This window comes from Streptomyces coeruleorubidus (genome assembly GCF_028885415.1).
In the GTDB taxonomy this organism is placed as follows: domain Bacteria; phylum Actinomycetota; class Actinomycetes; order Streptomycetales; family Streptomycetaceae; genus Streptomyces; species Streptomyces coeruleorubidus_A.
On the sequence record NZ_CP118527.1, the window covers coordinates 3,206,692 to 3,224,013 of the forward strand.

Annotated in this window: 18 protein-coding genes; 4 read left to right on the forward strand and 14 right to left on the reverse strand. The window is 70.8% G+C overall.

Annotated elements, in window-relative coordinates:
* Positions 1-5: 5 nt before the first annotated feature.
* The 5 genes from PV963_RS14875 to leuA form a co-directional block, all read right to left on the reverse strand.
* Positions 6-668, reverse strand: coding sequence for a response regulator transcription factor (locus tag PV963_RS14875; RefSeq protein ID WP_274816184.1), 663 nt, complete (start codon positions 666-668; stop codon positions 6-8).
* Positions 665-1,915 carry a sensor histidine kinase gene (locus PV963_RS14880; RefSeq protein ID WP_425540899.1) on the reverse strand — a complete coding sequence of 417 codons (1,251 nt, stop codon included), beginning with the start codon at positions 1,913-1,915 and terminating at the stop codon, positions 665-667. The genes PV963_RS14875 and PV963_RS14880 overlap by 4 nt, the downstream gene beginning before the upstream one ends.
* A gap of 51 nt (positions 1,916-1,966) precedes the next feature.
* Positions 1,967-4,057 (reverse strand): MMPL family transporter, encoded by a 2,091-nt coding sequence (locus tag PV963_RS14885; RefSeq protein WP_274816186.1) that lies wholly within the window; start codon positions 4,055-4,057, stop codon positions 1,967-1,969.
* A 183-nt stretch (positions 4,058-4,240) separates the two neighbouring features.
* Complete coding sequence (locus PV963_RS14890; protein WP_274816188.1) at positions 4,241-4,939, reverse strand: TerB family tellurite resistance protein; 699 nt, start codon at positions 4,937-4,939, stop codon at positions 4,241-4,243.
* A gap of 186 nt (positions 4,940-5,125) precedes the next feature.
* On the reverse strand, positions 5,126-6,847 hold the full coding sequence (gene leuA / locus PV963_RS14895; protein ID WP_274816189.1) for a 2-isopropylmalate synthase: 1,722 nt from the start codon (positions 6,845-6,847) through the stop codon (positions 5,126-5,128).
* A gap of 321 nt (positions 6,848-7,168) precedes the next feature.
* Between leuA and PV963_RS14900 the strand changes: the two genes are divergently transcribed.
* Together PV963_RS14900 and PV963_RS14905 are read left to right on the forward strand one after the other, a co-directional pair.
* Positions 7,169-8,239, forward strand: coding sequence for a M4 family metallopeptidase (locus PV963_RS14900; protein ID WP_274816190.1), 1,071 nt, complete (start codon positions 7,169-7,171; stop codon positions 8,237-8,239).
* Between the two features lie 20 nt (positions 8,240-8,259).
* A complete protein-coding gene (locus tag PV963_RS14905) occupies positions 8,260-8,526 on the forward strand; it encodes a protealysin inhibitor emfourin (protein ID WP_274816192.1) in 267 nt (88 codons plus the stop codon).
* Positions 8,527-8,535: 9 nt separating this feature from the next.
* Here PV963_RS14905 and PV963_RS14910 read toward each other — a convergent pair whose 3' ends face one another.
* Complete coding sequence (locus PV963_RS14910; protein ID WP_274822027.1) at positions 8,536-9,354, reverse strand: IS5 family transposase; 819 nt, start codon at positions 9,352-9,354, stop codon at positions 8,536-8,538.
* Between the two features lie 137 nt (positions 9,355-9,491).
* Here PV963_RS14910 and PV963_RS14915 point away from each other — a divergent pair, with 137 nt between their 5' ends.
* A complete protein-coding gene (locus PV963_RS14915) occupies positions 9,492-10,814 on the forward strand; it encodes a GH1 family beta-glucosidase (protein WP_274816193.1) in 1,323 nt (440 codons plus the stop codon).
* Here the strand turns inward: PV963_RS14915 and PV963_RS14920 are convergent.
* Genes PV963_RS14920 through PV963_RS14930 form a run of 3 tightly spaced genes read right to left on the reverse strand, consistent with a single transcriptional unit; the run spans position 10,804 to position 12,797 of the window.
* Complete coding sequence (locus PV963_RS14920) at positions 10,804-11,616, reverse strand: SAM-dependent methyltransferase (protein WP_274816195.1); 813 nt, start codon at positions 11,614-11,616, stop codon at positions 10,804-10,806. The genes PV963_RS14915 and PV963_RS14920 overlap by 11 nt on opposite strands.
* A gap of 60 nt (positions 11,617-11,676) precedes the next feature.
* Positions 11,677-11,928, reverse strand: coding sequence for a DUF397 domain-containing protein (locus tag PV963_RS14925; RefSeq protein ID WP_274816196.1), 252 nt, complete (start codon positions 11,926-11,928; stop codon positions 11,677-11,679).
* Positions 11,925-12,797, reverse strand: a complete 873-nt coding sequence (locus PV963_RS14930; protein WP_274816198.1) for a helix-turn-helix domain-containing protein — start codon at positions 12,795-12,797, stop codon at positions 11,925-11,927. The genes PV963_RS14925 and PV963_RS14930 overlap by 4 nt, the downstream gene beginning before the upstream one ends.
* Before the next feature lie 267 nt (positions 12,798-13,064).
* Between PV963_RS14930 and PV963_RS14935 the strand changes: the two genes are divergently transcribed.
* Positions 13,065-13,511 (forward strand): ATP-binding protein, encoded by a 447-nt coding sequence (locus PV963_RS14935; protein WP_274816200.1) that lies wholly within the window; start codon positions 13,065-13,067, stop codon positions 13,509-13,511.
* Positions 13,512-13,525: 14 nt separating this feature from the next.
* Here the strand turns inward: PV963_RS14935 and era are convergent, their stop codons facing one another.
* The 5 genes from era to PV963_RS14960 all read right to left on the reverse strand — a co-directional run bounded on the left by era (position 13,526) and on the right by PV963_RS14960 (position 17,316).
* On the reverse strand, positions 13,526-14,488 hold the full coding sequence (gene era / locus PV963_RS14940; protein WP_274816202.1) for a GTPase Era: 963 nt from the start codon (positions 14,486-14,488) through the stop codon (positions 13,526-13,528).
* Between the two features lie 140 nt (positions 14,489-14,628).
* Entirely contained in the window at positions 14,629-15,105 is a 477-nt protein-coding gene (locus tag PV963_RS14945) for a hypothetical protein (RefSeq protein ID WP_274816203.1), read from the reverse strand.
* Between the two features lie 170 nt (positions 15,106-15,275).
* On the reverse strand, positions 15,276-15,629 hold the full coding sequence (locus PV963_RS14950) for a cytidine deaminase (RefSeq protein ID WP_274816204.1): 354 nt from the start codon (positions 15,627-15,629) through the stop codon (positions 15,276-15,278).
* A gap of 20 nt (positions 15,630-15,649) precedes the next feature.
* Positions 15,650-16,009 (reverse strand): MmcQ/YjbR family DNA-binding protein, encoded by a 360-nt coding sequence (locus PV963_RS14955; protein WP_274816205.1) that lies wholly within the window; start codon positions 16,007-16,009, stop codon positions 15,650-15,652.
* Positions 16,006-17,316 (reverse strand): hemolysin family protein, encoded by a 1,311-nt coding sequence (locus tag PV963_RS14960; protein ID WP_274816206.1) that lies wholly within the window; start codon positions 17,314-17,316, stop codon positions 16,006-16,008. Before PV963_RS14960 ends, PV963_RS14955 begins: the two co-directional genes overlap by 4 nt.
* Positions 17,317-17,322 lie beyond the last annotated feature (6 nt).

Sequence of the window (17,322 nt, forward strand, 5' to 3'; positions counted from 1 at the left end):
GTCCGTCAGATGCTCCCCGGTGTCACCAGCCCCGACTCGTACGCGACGATGACCAACTGCGCCCGGTCCCGGGCCGCCAGCTTGCCCATGATGCGGCTGACGTGGGTCTTCGCGGTCAGCGGGCTCAGGCCCAACGCTTCGGCTATCTCCGTGTTGTTGAGGCCGCGCGCGACCAGTGACAGCACCTCCCGCTCACGGCCGGACAGGCACTCCGGCCCGCCGGTCCGCGATGCCGAGGGGCTGCGCAGGAACCGCTCGATCAGCCGTGCCGTGGGCCCGGGCGACAGCAGGGACTCCCCGGCCGCGACCGTACGGATGGCGTCGAGCAGTTCGGCCGGCCTGGTGTCCTTCACCAGGAAGCCGGAGGCGCCGGCGCGCAGGGCGTCCACGATGTTCTCGTCGGTGTCGTACGTGGTGAGGACCAGGACGCGGACGCCCGCGAGGTCCTCGTCGGCCGCGATGAGCCGGGTCGCCTCGATGCCGTCCAGGTCGGGCATGCGGATGTCCATCACCACGAGGTCGGCGCGCTCGCTGCGGGCCAGTCGCACGGCCTGCCGGCCGGTGGCGGCCTGGCCGACGACCTCCATGTCCCGTGCCGACTCCACGAGCATCGCGAACGCCTCCCGTACCAGGGTCTGGTCGTCCGCGAGCAGCACTCGGATGGTCATCCGGTCCCCTCCCCCGTGGTCCCCGTCTTCGTCAGCGGCAGTACGGCGGTCACCTCGAAGCCGCCGTCCGCACGGGGACCGGCGTCGAGTGTGCCACCCACGCTGCGCGCCCGCTCGCGCATTCCGACGAGCCCGAAGCCCGGGATGCCGCCCGGTGCCGGTCCCGTGCCGTCGTCGCTGACCGACAGGTGCAGGGCGCCCTCCCGTTCCACCAGGTCGACACGGACGGCCGGTTCGGGTCCCGCGTGCCGTACCGCGTTGGTCAGCGCCTCCTGCACGATGCGATAGGCGGCGGCGCCCACGGCGGGCGGTGCCTGCCGTACCCGTACGGTCTGCTCGACCCGGGCACCGGCGAGCCGCGCGGCCTCGGCCAGGTCGGTCAGACCGTCGAGGCCGGGCAGCGGACCGCGGGTGTCGGGCGAACCGTGCTCCCGCAACACCTCCAGCGTCGTACGCAGTTCGCCCCGGGCGCTGCGACAGGTCTCGGCGATGTCGTCCAGCGCCTTGGCCACGGTCTCCCGGTCGAGCCGCTCGGGATCGGCGGACAGCACGTGCGCGGCGACCGAGGTCTGCACCCCGATGAGGGTGATGGTGTGCGCGAGCAGGTCGTGCAGGTCCCGGGCGATCCGCAGCCGCTCCTCGGCGACCCGCCGCCGGGCCTCCTCCTCGCGGGTGCGTTCGGCACGTTCGGCGCGTTCCACGATGGAGGCGACGTACTGGCGGTAGAAGCGCACGTCGACGCCGAGGAACAGCACGGCGACGACCCAACCGGATGCCTTCAGCAGCCCCAGCGCCTCGTGGGCGCTGATGGTGAGCATCACGCTCACCGACAGGGTGATGACGCCGATGCCGACCAGGACGGTGCGCAGCGGCCGGCCGGTGACGGCGACGGTGTAGAGGGCGACGTACGCGGCCTGGGTGGCCGCGGTGTGCGGGTAGTCGAGGAAGTGGTAGGGGAAGACGCAGGCCACCACGGCGAGCAGGACGAGCACGGGATGGCGGCGGCGCCACAGCAGCGGCACGTGGGAGACGAGCAGCAGGGCCCAGCCGAGCGCGTCGGGCCTGCGGCCGTCGTCGACGAGCAGCGCGAGGACGACGGCGAGCGCGGCCGTCAGAACGGCGAGCAGCGCGTCGTTGCGGAGGGCGTGCGGGGCGGTCAGGGGGTCGCGGTTGATCGCGGCCATGATCCGCTCCGCGGGCCGCGACCAGGTCGCCGACGGTGTGGTGGGTGCCTGCACGGGCATCATCCTGGGCCAGGAAGGCGCCCCTCCGGGAGAGGAGGGGCGCCGTCGGGTCGGTCAGGGGGCGTTCGCGGCCAAGGGCTTCCGCTCCTGGGGCGGGGCCGTCCGCTCCGTCGCGCGGGAGAGCCTCCCCGGCCACCACATCCGCCGCTTGAGCAGCACACTCGCCGTGGTCACCAGGTACGTACGCACCAGGAACGTGTCCAGCAGCACCCCCACCGCGATGACGAAGCCGAGTTCCACCAGCCCCACCATCGGCAGCGTCGTCAGCACCGCGAACGTCGCCGCGAGCACCATCCCCGCCGAGGCGATGACCCCACCGGTCGTCCGCAGAGCGGTGAGCGCGGCCGCCTCCGGTTCGGCTCCCTTCACGGACTCCTCCCGCATCCGGTGCATCAGGAAGATGCCGTAGTCCACCCCGAGGGCGACCAGGAACACGAACGACAGCAGCCCCAGCCCGGGATCCGTACCGCCGAAGCCGAACACCGGCTCGAACACCAGCCCGCCGATGCCGAGGGCCGCGCCCCACACCGCCACTACGGCCGCCAGCAGCAGCAACGGCGCGACGAGACTCCGCAACAGACCGACCAGGATGACGAACACGGCGGCCAGCACCAGCGGCACGATCACCTTGCGGTCCCGGGACTCGCTGTCGGCCAGGTCGATCTGCTGGGCGCTGGGCCCGCCGACATAGGCGCCCGCTGTATCGAGCCCGGCGCGCAGGGCCTCGATGGTCCGGGTTTCGGCCGGGGTCTCGGGCGAGGCAGTCGTGAAGACCGCGATCTCGGTCCACCCCGAGCCACTGCGTCCGGGAACCGCCTCGGCGACACCCTCGGTCTCACGCGCCCGGTCCAACACCACGTCGGCCCGCTCGTCGGGGGCGATGACGGTCACCGGCCGGCTGCTGCGTTCCGGATACTCCCGCGCCAGCGTCTGCATCGCGGTGATCGACTCGGGCCGCTCCGTGAAGGAGTCCTCCTGCTTGATGCTGCCGGACAGGTTGAGCGTGCCCAGCGCGAGCGCACCGAGCAGGACGCCGCCACCGACGAGTACGGTGACGGGCCGGCGCGTCGCCGAGGTCCCCATCGCGGCGAACAGCGACCGGCGAACCCTGGGCTCGCTGCCGAAGGCGGGGATCAGCGGCCAGAAGACCCGCCGTCCGAGCAGCACCAGCACGGCGGGCAGCAGGGTCGTCATGGCGACCAGCGCCGCGAGTACCCCGATCGTGCCGACCGGCCCCATGCCGCTGCTGCTGTTGAGGTCGGCGGCCAGCAGGCACAGCAGCCCGGCCGCGACCGTCCCGGAGGAGGCGAGGATGGCCGGCCCGCAGCCGCGCAGAGCGGTGCGCATGGCGTCGTACGGCCGCTCGTGGCGCCGTAGTTCCTCGCGGTAGCGGGCGATGAGCAGCAGCGCGTAGTCGGTGCCGGCGCCGAGGACGAGCACGGTCATCACGCCGCCGCTCTGGCCGGTGACGGTGACGTCGAACAGTTCGTGGAGTCCGTACCCGGCGGCCATGGCGGTGGCCGCGGCGACGCCCGCAACGGCGAGCGGCACCAGCCACAGGAACGGGCTGCGGTAGATCAGGATCAGCAGGACGGTGACGACGGCGAGCGTGGCCAGCAGCAGGGTGCCGTCGATCGTCTCGAACACCTTGCCCATGTCGGTGTTCAGCGCCCCTGGCCCGCCGACCTCGACGCTCAGCCCGCCGCTCCCCTCGGCGACCTCGCGCACGCCGTCCACGAAGGCGTTCCGGGCCTCCTCGTCCTGGCCCGGCTGGGTGCTGGACACCGGGTACATCAGGGTGGAGCCGTCCTCGGACGGAACGCCCCGCGGCTCACCGGTCAGGTCGTGGGCGCCGCGCACCTCGGCGACCTGCTCGGCGGCCGTGCGCCGGTCGGCGTCGGTCAGACCGCCGTCCCGGTGGTACACGAGCACCAGGTCGGTCGACTCGCCTCCGGGGAGCCGGTCCTGGATCCGCGCGACCTGCGTGGAGTCGGCGCTGTCGGGCAGGTAGTCGACCGCGCGGTTCTGCTGGATGCCGGCGAACTTCCCGGCGAGCGGCCCGACCAGCACGAGGGCGGCGAGCCACAGCCCGACCACCACCCAGGGCACGGCTCGCCGCCGTGCGGTCTTCCTTGTGTCCCCCACTGTTCGGGCTCCCTCCGGTCCGGGTGTCTGGAACGGTCTCCAGACTCCCGGCGCACGGGGGCCGATTCGTCGGGCCCGAGGCCGAGTCGGGGGTTACTGCGGAGGGCGGTACGGGCGGCGGATTACTCCCCGGGGAGTAATGCCCGGGGAGCGGCTGTCAGGGGCGGCTGGAAGGCGCGTGCCCTACGACGGCGTACGTGCCGCCGCGGCCAGGACCCGTGTCACGTCGTCCGAGCAGATGGTGAGCGCCGCCCCCACCGTCGCGAGCACGTCCCGCTCGGCCGGTGTGTACGGCCCGTCCGCCAGAGCGATACGCGCCCCCTGGAGCAGGATCGATTCGCGGCCGACCGTGGCGAGGTGCGGGGCGAGCGGGTCCAGCGCCTCGTGCAGCTCTATGGCCAGCCCCGCACCGCACGGCTCCCCGGTGATCCGGCCGGTGTCCGCCTCCAGCGCCTCCACGAGGGCGGCCAGCTGCTCCTCCGTGCAGTCGTCGAAGCCGGCCGCGCGCACAGCGAGCACCGCGGTCTCCAGCGCCGTACGGGAACCGGCGCCGCCCGCGGCCAGCACGGCGAGGGCGACGGTGTGCACGGCGTCGCGGAGCATCGCGGAGAAGCGGGTGGTGGTCGGATGGTCGAGGACGTCCGTGCCGAAGTGGCGGCGGCAGGCGGCGCACTCCACGACCGGTCCGGCCTCGCCGCGCGGCAGCACGGGCAGGCCGAGCAGGGTGAAGCGGCGCTGTCCGGTCAGCCGCTGGTAGTTGCGGTCGCCGCCGCAGCCGGGGCAGAAGAACTCCCCGTCACCGGCGGGCGTCCACGCGGTACGGGTGCCCAGGATGCTGGAAAACCTGGCGGCATGGCCGTTTCGTCCCCGTCCTGGCAGCACGTCGCACCTCCGTCACGCCGCACGGCAGCGTCGCCGCGCTTGCGTGATGTTAGCCACATCCATGAGGAGGAGTCAGTACCCCGGAGGAGACCTTTCCGTGACCCTCACAGGGATTGGCCGGTATACGACGGGGCTTCGTCCGCCGGGCAACGGCGGACGAAGCCCCTAAACCATCATTGGGACTGGTCAGCGCGTCGCGCGGTTGACGGCCGAGACGACCGCCTTCAGCGAGGCGCGCGTGGTGTTCGCGTCGATTCCGATCCCCCACAGGACCTTGTCGTCGATCGCGCATTCGATGTAGGAGGCGGCCTGCGCGGAGGCGCCCTCGCTCATCGTGTGCTCCTGGTAGTCCAGCAGGCGTACGTCGATGCCGACGGACTGGAGCGCGTCGAAGAAGGCCGAGATCGGGCCGTTGCCGGAGCCGGACAGGACGGTGTCCTGGCCGTCGACCGTGGCCTCCACCGTCAGCGTGTCCACACCGTCGGTGTCGGTCGTCGACTGGTTGTTCTTGACCTGGATCCGGCCCCACGGGTTCTCGGGGTTGGGCAGGTACTCGTCCCGGAAGGTCGCCCAGATGTCCTTCGGCGTGACCTCGCCGCCCTCGGCGTCCGTCTTCGCCTGGATGATCTTCGAGAACTCGATCTGCATCCGGCGGGGCAGTTCCAGCTTGTGGTCGTTCTTCAGGACGTACGCGATACCGCCCTTGCCGGACTGCGAGTTGACCCGGATGACCGCCTCGTAGGAGCGGCCGACGTCCTTGGGGTCGATGGGCAGGTAGGGGACCGCCCACTCGATGTCGTCGACGGTGACGCCCTTGGCCTTCGCGTCGGCCTCCATGGCGTCGAAGCCCTTCTTGATGGCGTCCTGGTGGGAGCCGGAGAAGGACGTGTAGACCAGGTCGCCCACGTACGGGTGGCGCGGGTGGACCTCCATCTGGTTGCAGTACTCCCACGTGCGACGGATCTCGTCGATGTCGGAGAAGTCGATCTGCGGGTCGACGCCCTGGGAGAACAGGTTCATGCCCAGGGTGACCAGGTCCACGTTGCCGGTGCGCTCGCCCTGGCCGAACAGGCAGCCCTCGACGCGGTCGGCGCCGGCCATCAGGGCCAGCTCGGCGGCGGCGACGGCCGTGCCGCGGTCGTTGTGCGGGTGGATCGACAGGCAGACGTGCTCGCGGCGGGAGAGGTTGCGGCCCATCCACTCGAAGCGGTCCGCGTGGGTCGACGGGGTCGAACGCTCCACCGTGGCGGGCAGGTTGAGGATGATCTCGCGGCCGGGACCGGGCTGCCAGACGTCCATGACCGCCTCGCAGACCTCCAGCGCGAAGTCCAGCTCGGTGTCGGTGAAGATCTCCGGCGAGTACTGGTAGCCGAACTCCGTCTCCGGGCCCAGCAGCTTCTCCGCGTACTCCATGACCAGCCGCGTGCCGTCGACGGCGATCTGCTTGATGTCGTCCTTGGAGCCCCGGAAGACGACCCGGCGGAAGACGGGGGCGGTGGCGTTGTAGAGGTGGACGGTCGCGCGCTTGGCGCCCTTCAGCGACTCCACGGTCCGCTCGATCAGGTCCTCGCGGGCCTGGGTCAGTACGGAGATGGTGACGTCGTCGGGGATGGCCCCCGGCTCCTCGATGATCGACCGTACGAAGTCGAAGTCCGTCTGACCCGACGCCGGGAAGCCGACCTCGATCTCCTTGTAGCCCATCTTGACCAGCAGGTCGAACATCGCGCGCTTGCGGGCGGGTGACATGGGGTCGATCAGGGCCTGGTTGCCGTCACGCAGGTCGGTGGAGAGCCAGCGGGGGGCGGTGGTGATGCGGTTGTCCGGCCAGGTCCGGTCCGGGATGTCGACCTGCTCGTAGCGGCCGTACTTGTGGATCGGCATGGAACTGGGCTGCTGGCGGTTGGCCATGATGCGGGGGCTCCTCAGGAGGTGTCCGGAAGGACGGCCGACGACGCAGCACCAAGCTCCGCGGGGAGGGAGTCGGCCTCGACTACAGGCCCTCGCCGCGGCAGCTAAGGAGAAGCAGCCCGAAACGCATGATGCGCAGCATGCTAGCCGAGGCTCTCCGGGTGCGCGGGTCCGTATCAGTATGCGGGACCGGACGCACATACGGGACAAAAAGTGCGCTATACCACTTCGCCACGGAACGTGAAGGCCCTTGTCCCGGTATTTCACCAATCATGGTGGCTACTAGTGACAGTTTCGTCACGCAGTGCAAAGGTGCCGGGCATGACGACTCACGGGGGCTTCGAGCCCGTCTTCTGCACCATCGTTCCACCCCATGTCCTCGACAAGCTCGCCCAGGCCGAGGACCCCGCGCTCGCCGGGCCCGCCCGCCGGACCCTGGAGCGCGACGCCCTGGAGCGCACCCACCGCCGGCTGACCACGGTCGTCGGCGCCCCGTCCGTGGCCCCGCCCGCCGGGGCCGTGCCCGCCAAGCCGCACCGCACGGTCCACGACGCCCGGCACGGCACGGACCTGCCGGGACACAAGGTGCGAGGCGAGGGCGACAAGCCCGGCAAGGACGCCACCGTCAACCGCGCCTACGCCGGCCTCGGCGCGACCTTCGAGCTGCTCCTGAAGGCGTACCGGCGCGACTCGATCGACGGCAACGGCCTTCCGCTGGACGCGACCGTGCACTACGACCGCGAGTACAACAACGCCTTCTGGAACGGCGAGCAGATGGTCTTCGGCGACGGGGACGGCGAGATCTTCCTCGACTTCACCATCCCGATCGACGTCATCGGCCACGAACTCGTCCACGGCGTCACGCAGTACACGGCCAACCTCACCTACTTCGGCCAGCCCGGCGCGCTGAACGAGTCCGTGTCGGATGTCTTCGGCTCGCTCATCAAGCAGTACACGCTCGGCCAGACCGCCGCCGAGGCCGACTGGCTGATCGGCGCCGGCCTGCTCGCCCCGCGGGTGACGGGCAAGGCCCTGCGCTCCATGAAGGAGCCGGGCACGGCGTACGACGACGACGTCCTGGGCAAGGACCCGCAGCCGGCCACGATGGACGACTACGTCCGCACCGGCCGCGACAACGGCGGTGTCCACATCAACTCGGGCATCCCGAACCACGCCTTCTACCTGGCGGCCACGGCCCTCGGCGGCCACGCCTGGGAGCACGCGGGGCAGATCTGGTACGACGTGCTGACCGGCGGCGAGCTGAAGGAGCAGGCGATGTTCGCCGACTTCGCCACGCTCACCGTGAAGGCCGCCCGGGAGCGGTACGGCGAAGGGGAGGAGCTGGACGCCGTGTCGAAGGCCTGGGAGCAGGTCGGGGTGCGGACCCTGTAGTTCCGTACTAGACAGGTGCCATGCGTATTCAGGTGAGGCGCACGGGCGGGTTCGCGGGCATCGAGCGGCATGCCGAGGTGGACACCTCCGGCCGCCCCGATGCCCCCGAATGGCACGCCCTGGCCGAGCGGGCGGTCGCCGCCGGCCGGAGCACGCCGCCGATCGGGGTTCCGGACGGGTTCGGCTACCAGATCACCGTGGACGGGAAGACGGTGTACGCGGCCGACCCGCGGCTGACGGACGAACAGCGGAAGCTGATCTCGCGGGTGCTGAAGGAAGGTGCCTAAGGGGTCCTTTCAGAATGCTGGGTGCTTGCGGGCGAGGGTCATGCAGTGGGCGAGCTGCAGGAAGGCGTCGTGCATGTCGTCTCGGGCGTCCCAGCGGGTGCGTAAGCGGCGAGGGCCGTGGAGCCAGGCGATGGCGGACTCGGCAACCCACCGCACACGGCCCAAGCCGGAGCCATGCGCCTGACCGCGCCGGGCGATCTTCGGGACGATGCCACGCTCACGTAGCCGACGGCGGTAGATGTCGTGGTCGTAGCCACGGTCGGCATACAAGGTGCGGGGCTTGCGCCGGGGCCGGCCCCGCTTGCCCCGCACCGGCGGCAGGCCGTCGACCAGCGGAAGGAGCTGGGTGACGTCGTTTCGGTGCCCGCCCGTCAACGACACCCGCAGCGGGGTGCCGTGCGCGTCGGTCAACACGTGGTGCTTCGAGCCCGGCCGTGCACGGTCAACCGGGCTCGGGCCGACTTTTGGGCTGCTTCGCCCCCGCTTGGCCTGCACGTGCGAGGCGTCAACGGTGACGCGGGAGAAGTCCAGGCGGTCTGCCGCCCGCAGCCGGTCCAGCAGCACCCGCTGGAGTTCCTCCCACACCCCGGCCTCCTGCCATTCGGCCAGCCGCCGCCAGCAGGTAGGACCGGAACCGAACCCCAACTCCTGCGGCAGGTACTCCCATTGGATTCCGGTGTAGAGGACGAACAGCACACCCTGCAGCGTTTTGCGGTCATCGATCCGCTTGCGCCCCGGGTGCCGGAACCGCCGTTCATGCTTCGGCAGCAGCGGCTCGATCACCGCCCACAGCTCGTCACTGACCTCCCACGGCTTGCGCCGCACCAGGGTCACCCCCAAGGAGCACGCACGGGATCACATACTTCTCCACCGTGCCACAAGAAGATCATTCTGCAAGGAGCCCTAACAGGTCTTCCGCAGCGGCCTGTTGACTTCCGTTACCGGCGGTACGGATGATCCAGCGCATGGCGACTGACGCAGGCAATCCGATCCCCCGCTTCCCAGCCGGCTTCCTCTGGGGCGTGTCGACCTCGGCGCATCAGATCGAGGGCGCGGCGGACGAGCGCGAGCCGTCCGTGTGGGACGCCTTCACGGCCGAGCCGGGCCGGATGAAGGACGGCTCGACGGCGGCGGTGGCCTGCGACCACTACCACCGCCACCGCGAGGACGTGGCCCTGCTGGCCGGCCTCGGCGTGAACGCCTACCGCTTCTCGGTCTCCTGGCCGCGAGTGCGCTCCGAGAAGGGCCTGGACTTCTACGACCGGCTGGTGGACGACCTGTGCGCGGCGGGCGTCCGCCCGGTGCCGACCCTGTTCCACTGGGACCTGCCGGCGGACCTCGACTGGCTTCACAGGGACACGGCCGCGCGGTTCGCCGACCACGTCTCGCTGGTCGCCGGCCGCCTCGGGGACCGGGTGACGAAGTGGATCACCCTCAACGAGCCCGCCGAACACACCCTGCTGGGCCACGCCCTGGGCGTGCACGCGCCGGGCAGGCAGCTGCTGTTCGACGCGCTCCCGGCCGCCCACCACCAGTTGCTGGCCCACGGCCTGGCCGTACGGGCCCTGCGCGCCATGGGTGCCACTGACATCGGCATCGCCAACTCGCACGGCCCGACCTGGGCGGCGTCGACCGAGGCGGAGGACATGGCGGCGGCCGAGTTCTACGACGTACTGCTGAACCGCCTGTTCGCGGACCCGGTACTGCTGGGCCGGTACCCGGACGGCATCGGCGAGCTGATGCCCGGCGACGTCGAGGCCGACCTGAAGGTGATCGCCGAGCCGGTCGACTGGTACGGCGTCAACTACTACGCGCCGACGCGGGTGGGTGCCCCGCAGGGCACCGACATCACCTTCGGCGGCGTCGCCATGCCCGCCGAACTCCCCTTCGCCGTCCGGGAGATCACCGGTCACCCGGTCACCGACTTCGGCTGGCCGGTCGTGCCCGAGGGCCTGACCGAGCTCCTGACCACCTTCCACGACCGCTACGGCGACCGGCTCCCGCCCGTCGTCATCACCGAGAACGGCTGCTCGTACCCGGACGTCGACGACCAGGACCGCATCGCCTATCTGGACGGCCACATCCGGGCTCTGCACGGGGCGCTGGAGGCGGGCGTCGACGTGCGCGGCTACTTCGTGTGGTCCCTGCTCGACAACTTCGAGTGGGCGGAGGGCTACGCACGCCGCTTCGGCCTGGTGCACGTCGACTTCGAGACCCTGGAGCGGACCCCGAAGTCGTCGTACCGCTGGTACCGGGAGGTGCTGCGGGCCCAGGGGACTACGGCTTGATGCCCACCCCGGTCCACAGGCTGACCTCGGCGTCCGTCGGGGCGTGGCCGTCGGTGGGGTCGGGCCGCCAGCGGTGGCCGACGGTGACGCCCGGGTCGAGCAGCTCCAGGCCGTCGAAGAAGCGGGCGACGTCCGCCTGGGAGCGGAACCGCACCGGGGTGCCGGCCGTGGTGTAGATGTCGGTGACCTTCTGCCAGGTGGACGGGTCGAAGTCGGGCGTGCAGTGGCTCAGCGCCAGGGCGCTGCCCGAGGGCAGGGCGTCCAGCAGGCGGCGCACGATGCCGTACGGGTCCTGGGCGTCGGTGACGAAGTGCATCAGGGCGTTGAGGGAGAGCGCGACCGGGCGGCTCAGGTCCAGGACCTCGGTCAGTTCGGGGGCGTTCAGGAGCGCCTGGGGGTCGTTGACGTCCGCCTCTATGTACGTCGTGCGGCCCTCGGCCGAGCTGCGCATCAGGCGCTCGGCGTACTTGAGGACGAGGGGGTCGTTGTCGGCGTAGACCACGCGGGCGTCGGGGACGACGGACTGGGCCACCTGGTGCAGGTTGGGCTCGGTGGGGATGCCGGTGCCGATGTCCAGCCACTGGCGGATGCCGTGCTCGCGGGCGAGGACGCGGGTGGCTCGGTGCATGAAGGCCCGGTTCTCGCGGGCGCAGACGAAGATGGCGGGGTAGGCCGCGGCGACTCGCTCGGCCGCCTGCTTGTCGACCTCGAAGTGGTCCTTGCCGCCGAGGTAGTAGTCGTACATGCGGGCGGAGTGCGGCCTGCTGGTGTCGATGTCCCGCGCGGCCTGCGAGTGGGTCATGGGGGGTGCCTCTCGTGGGGGGGTGGTGCGTGTGCGGTTCGGTGGGGATCAGTAGGGGGCTCAGTGGGCCGTGAGGTGGTCGGCGAGGCCCTGCTTGACCCCCGCGACGAACGCGGTGATCTCCTCGGGCGTGTAGATCAGCGCGGGACCGGCGGGATCGGCGGACTGCCGTACCGCCACGCGGCCGTCGGCGAGCTGCTTCGTCTCCACGCACTGGCCCCCGTTGGGGCCGCTCCACGGACGTTCCCAGCCCTGTTCCCCGAGGTCCGACGCGGGCATCCCGTTGTAGACGGTGCCCTCGGCGATGGTCATGAGTACTCCTTCCGCATACGGTTCAACAGCGCCTTGCTGTCCGCGGACGACGTCTTCAGCGACAGCCGGTTGTGGGCCTCCAGATGGGCCACGACGTCGGCGCGCTGGTCGAGGTAGACGGACGCGGAGAGGATCTCGCTGTAGACGATGTCGGGCAGCTCCCGCTCCTCGAACCGGAAGTAGGTGAAGGGCGCGCACGCCCCGACGTGGGCGCCCGCGTCGAACGGCACGATGTCGACGCTGACGTGCTCCAGCTCGGACGCCTCCAGGAGCCGGTCGATCTGCTCGCGCATCACCTCGGGGCCGCCCACCACCCGGTGCAGCACGGCTTCCTCCATCACCACCCACAGGGTGGGCGCGTCCGGCTTGGTGAGCAGGCTCTGGCGGCGCAGCCGCAGCTCCACGCGCCGCTCCAGGTCCTCCTCGTTCTCGTTCGGGAAGCCTCCGCGCAGCACGGCACGCGCGTACCCGGGTGTCTGGAGCAGGCCCGTGACGTACTGCGGCTCATAGGTGCGCAGTGTTCTGGCGCCGGTCTCCAGGCTCACGTAGGCGGTGAACCAGGACGGCATCACATCGCGGTACGGGTGCCACCAGCCGGGCTCGTTGGCCCGCTCGGCCAGGGTGACGAACTCGTCGATCTCCTGCTGCCCCGCCCCGTATGTCTGGAGCAGCTTCTCGACGTAGAGGATCTTCAGGCCGACCTCGGCCTTCTCCAGGCGGCGGATGGTCAGCGGCGTGACGCGCAGGGCCTTGGCCGCGTCGTCGAGGGACAGGCCCGCGGTCTGCCGTGCCTCCTGGAGTCGGCGTCCCAGGATCATGCGGAGAACGGTGGGCGCCCCGGCGCCGGTGCCTGATCGCCCGTCGTTCACGCCGTACCTCCTGAGGGGTCGTCACCGGCGCAAGCCTGACAGGGACTTGATCGATCCACCAAGCGACCAGAGCGGCGATACCGCCCGGGCGCGCTGCTCGATACCTGCCTTCTGAAATTATCAGGCAGATGGTTGCAGCGTGAACTGCTCTGCGAGCATAGTTACTTGTGTGAACACGGCGCCGGAACCCCGAGCTCCCCTTTCCGGCCGGTCCGTTTCGCGTCTCGCCCCTTCCACTGCGCCCACCCCCCACGGAAGGCGACCGCCGTGTCCCCCCACACGACTTCCACCCCCCGGTTTCTGGACGCGGTGCGCCCGGGCCGCACCCACTGGCTGGAGCTGCCGCCCCTGCGGACCAGCGTCAGAGTCGCCCGTCATGCCACGCGGGCGCGGCTGGCCTCGTGGCGGGTACCCGACGAGGTGTGCGCGAACGCCGTGCTGCTCGTGTCGGAGCTGGTGACGAACGCCGTACTGCACACGCCCAGCGAGCGGATCCTGTGCGGCGTCGGGCGGTTGACGGACGAGCGCTTCAGGCTGGAGGTGCACGACGGCGACCTCACGGGCCGCGGCATCCCCGACTGCTGCCCCGGCCTCGACGACGAGGGCGGCCGCGGTCTGCTGCTCGTGCGCGAGATAGCCGACAGCTGGGGAGTCACCCGCTCGCCCCGCACTGGCGGCAACGCGGTGTGGGCGAGCCTTGCGACGGCGTTATAACGCGCCCGGGGCCCTCAGAACCCCAGCTTGCGCAGCTGCCTCGGATCCCGCTGCCAGTCCTTGGCGACCTTCACGTGCAGGTCCAAGAACACCGGCGTGCCCAGCAGGGCCTCGATCTGTTTGCGGGACTTGATGCCGACCTCCTTCAGGCGCTTGCCCTTGGGGCCGATGATGATGCCCTTCTGGCTGGGGCGCTCGATGTAGACGAAGGCGTGGATGTCGAGGAGGGGCTTGTCGGCTGGGCGGTCCTCGCGGGGGAGCATCTCCTCGACGACGACGGCGATGGAGTGCGGGAGCTCGTCGCGGACGCCCTCCAGCGCGGCCTCCCGGATCAGCTCCGCGATCATGACCTGCTCGGGCTCGTCGGTCAGGTCGCCCTCGGGGTAGAGCGCCGGACCCTCCGGCAGGAGGGGGACGATCAGGTCGGCCAGCAGGCCCACCTGCTTGTCCCCGACCGCCGACACCGGGACGATCTCGGCCCACTCGAAGCCCAGCTCCTTGCCGAGCTGATCGATCGCGATGAGCTGCTCGGCGAGCGTCTTGCCGTCCACCAGGTCGGTCTTCGTGACGATCGCGATCTTCGGCGTCTTGCGGATGGACGCCAGTTCCTTCGCGATGAAGCGGTCGCCGGGGCCGAGCTTCTCGTTCGCCGGCAGGCAGAAGCCGATCACGTCGACCTCGGCCCACGTCGTGCGCACGATGTCGTTCAGCCGCTCGCCCAGCAGTGTGCGCGGCTTGTGCAGCCCCGGGGTGTCGACCAGGATCAGCTGGGCGTCGGGTCGGTGCACGATGCCCCGCACGGTGTGCCGCGTCGTCTGCGGCTGGTTCGCCGTGATCGCCACCTTCTGGCCGACCAGAGCATTCGTGAGGGTGGACTTGCCCGCGTTGGGACGGCCCACGAAGCAGGCGAAGCCAGCCCTGTGGACAGCTTCGGCCGGCTCTTCGGATGACTGGGTACGAACGCTCATGGCGCCCATTCTCCCTGATCCACGGAGCCCTGCCGCACAGGCGCCCGAACGCCGACCGGTGGACCCGTTCCGAGCCCCGCAGCGGTCTCGGGCGCGGACAGCCGAGCGCGGGCCGGACGCGCTGCGGGGCGCGCCCGGCCCGCCGGTGATCAGTCGAACACGAACGGGCCCGGCGACTGCGGCCCGGTCGCCGTGCAGGTGACGGTGATGCCGAAGACGGTCATCTTCAGCGAGCCGCCGAAGGCCTCCAGGCTGTCGCCGGAGGCCACGGTGCCGCTGAGGGGGCCGACCTCGACGGGGGCGCCGGCGGCCATCGCCGGGTTCTGAGTGCCGGTGAAGTCGACGGTGCCGCCGCCGGCCTTCACCAGGGTGAGCGTGGACGCGATCGAGTCCTCGCCGAGGGCGATCGGCGCGGTGATCGCGGATGACTTGACGGTGAGGGTGGCGGCGGTGCCGTCCTGGGTGGCCGTGAGCGTGGCCTCGCCGCTGCCGAAGGTGCCGCAGTCGGCGCTGATCGTCGCCGTCTGGGGGGTGACGGCGAGCGCGGCGGGGGCGAAGGCGAGCCCGGTGACCGCGAGGGCCCCGGCCGCCAGGGCCGCACCCGCTCCGATTCGCTTGCATCTCATGGAATTACGGTTCCCTTTCCGTGTGGGGGGACCGCTCGGCACGTGGATGCGGACACACTGCCGAGAGCCGAACCTGACGGTCCGTCGGAACTGACGGTTCCATTGATGCGCCTGGTGCGGACGGCGGCAAGGTTGAAATCTGGCCTAATTACCGCCGGTTACAGCGAAGTTCAGCCGGCGCTGACCGTGGTCCGGACCGTCCCGTCGGGCCCGGCCACCAGTACCGGCGTCTCAGCGCCCCCCAGATCCCGTACGGCCGCCCGGTCCTCGTCGGACACGGTCTCCGCCTCCGTCACCACCGCCGCCGCCTCCAGCGACTGGGCGCCCGAGGCCACCGCCATCGCCACCGCCGTCTGAAGGGCGCTGAGCTTCAGGGAGTCGAGGGCCACGGTCCCCGCGACATACGTACGTCCGGTCTCGTCCCGTACGGCCGCCCCCTCGGGCACGCCGTTGCGGGCACGTGCGGAACGGGCCAGGGTGACGATCTTGCGGTCCTCGGGGTCGAGCGCGCTGCTGTCGGTCATGATCCGAGCATACGGAAGCGTCACGGACGGTCGAGGCGCAGGCGGTCCGCTCGCGGCAGGCCCGCGACGACGAGGTCGTACGAGTCCTCGATGAGTTCCCTGACCAGCCGGTCCGGGAGGTCGCCGTCGGCCGTGACCGTGTTCCAGTGGCGCTTGTTCATGTGCCAGCCCGGGACGATCAGGCCCTCGTGCTCGCGGCGCAGGCGGATGGCCTCCTCCGGGTCGCACTTGAGGTTGATCTTCAGGGGGCGCGCGTCGAGGTGCGACAGGGCGAACAGCTTGCCCTGGACCTTGAAGACCGAGATCTCCGGGCTGAACGGGAAGTCCTCGACCGCCGCGTTGAAGGACAGGCAGAACGCGCGCAGTTCCTGCGGGGTCATTGCGGCTTCTCCTCCTCGTCCCGCGGAGGGTCCGCCGGGTCCACCGGCTCTGCCAGCACCGTCACGATCTTGTTGCGGCGGCCGGCCGCGGCCTCCGCGGTCAGGCGCAGTTCCCGGCCGTCGGGGAGCTCCACGACGGACGACGCACCGGCGATGGGGACCCGGCCCAGCGCCTTCGCCAGCAGTCCGCCGACCGTCTCGACGTCCTCGTCGTCGAACGCCTCCAGGCCGTACAGCTCGCCCAGGTCGCCGATGTCCAGGCGGGCGGTGACCCGGTAGCGGTCCTTGCCGAGGTCCTCCACCGGCGGCAGTTCGCGGTCGTACTCGTCGGTGATCTCGCCGACGATCTCCTCGAGGATGTCCTCGATGGTGACGATGCCGGCGGTGCCGCCGTACTCGTCGACGGCGACGGCGACGTGGTTGCGTTCCTTCTGCATCTCGCGCAGCAGGTCGCCCGCGTTCTTGGTGTCGGGCACGAAGAACGCCGGGCGCATCGCCGTGGACACCTGCTCGGACTCGGCCTCGCGGCTGATGTGCGTCTTGCGGACCAGGTCCTTCAGGTACACGATCCCGACGATGTCGTCCTCGCTCTCGCCGGTCACCGGGATCCGGGAGAAGCCGGAGCGCAGGGCTAGGGTGAGGGCCTGGCGGATGGTCTTGAAGCGCTCGATGACCACCAGGTCCGTGCGCGGGACCATGACCTCGCGGACGAGGGTGTCGCCCAGCTCGAAGACCGAGTGCACCATGCGGCGCTCGTCGTCCTCGATGAGCGACTCCTTCTCGGCGAGGTCGACCAGCGCGCGCAGCTCCGCCTCGCAGGCGAAGGGACCCCGGCGGAAGCCCTTGCCGGGGGTGAGCGCGTTGCCGATGAGGATCAGCAGCGACGGGATCGGGCCCATGATCCGGGCCAGCGGCACCAGGACGTACGCCGAGAGCGTCGCCGTGTTCAGCGGGTGCTGGCGGCCGATGGTGCGCGGGGAGACGCCGACGGCGACGTACGACACGAGGACCATGACCGCGATGGCGATCAGGAGGGCCTCGGTCGTGTTGTCGAACTCCATCAGGCAGCCGTACGTGATCAGCGCGGCGGCGGCCATCTCGCAGGCGACGCGCACCAGCAGCGCCACGTTCAGATAGCGGGTCGGGTCGGCGGCGACCTGGGACAGCTTGGCGCTGCCCCGGCGGCCGGAGCGCACGGCCTCCTCCGCACGGAAGCTGGAGACGCGTGCGAGGCCCGCCTCCGCGCAGGCGAAGAGCCAGGCCACGACGACCAGGGCGACCGCACCCAGGGCGAGTTGCGGACTCATCGGCGG

Coding starts and splice junctions, on each gene's coding strand:
- PV963_RS14875 (WP_274816184.1), bottom strand. CDS start 668: ATGACCATCCGAGTGCTGCTCGCGGACGACCAGACCCTGGTACGGGAG.
- PV963_RS14880 (WP_425540899.1), bottom strand. CDS start 1,915: ATGATGCCCGTGCAGGCACCCACCACACCGTCGGCGACCTGGTCGCGG.
- leuA (WP_274816189.1), bottom strand. CDS start 6,847: ATGGCCAACCGCCAGCAGCCCAGTTCCATGCCGATCCACAAGTACGGC.
- PV963_RS14900 (WP_274816190.1), top strand. CDS start 7,169: ATGACGACTCACGGGGGCTTCGAGCCCGTCTTCTGCACCATCGTTCCA.
- PV963_RS14905 (WP_274816192.1), top strand. CDS start 8,260: ATGCGTATTCAGGTGAGGCGCACGGGCGGGTTCGCGGGCATCGAGCGG.
- PV963_RS14915 (WP_274816193.1), top strand. CDS start 9,492: ATGGCGACTGACGCAGGCAATCCGATCCCCCGCTTCCCAGCCGGCTTC.
- PV963_RS14920 (WP_274816195.1), bottom strand. CDS start 11,616: ATGACCCACTCGCAGGCCGCGCGGGACATCGACACCAGCAGGCCGCAC.
- PV963_RS14925 (WP_274816196.1), bottom strand. CDS start 11,928: ATGACCATCGCCGAGGGCACCGTCTACAACGGGATGCCCGCGTCGGAC.
- era (WP_274816202.1), bottom strand. CDS start 14,488: ATGGGCGCCATGAGCGTTCGTACCCAGTCATCCGAAGAGCCGGCCGAA.
- PV963_RS14945 (WP_274816203.1), bottom strand. CDS start 15,105: ATGAGATGCAAGCGAATCGGAGCGGGTGCGGCCCTGGCGGCCGGGGCC.
- PV963_RS14950 (WP_274816204.1), bottom strand. CDS start 15,629: ATGACCGACAGCAGCGCGCTCGACCCCGAGGACCGCAAGATCGTCACC.
- PV963_RS14955 (WP_274816205.1), bottom strand. CDS start 16,009: ATGACCCCGCAGGAACTGCGCGCGTTCTGCCTGTCCTTCAACGCGGCG.
- PV963_RS14960 (WP_274816206.1), bottom strand. CDS start 17,316: ATGAGTCCGCAACTCGCCCTGGGTGCGGTCGCCCTGGTCGTCGTGGCC.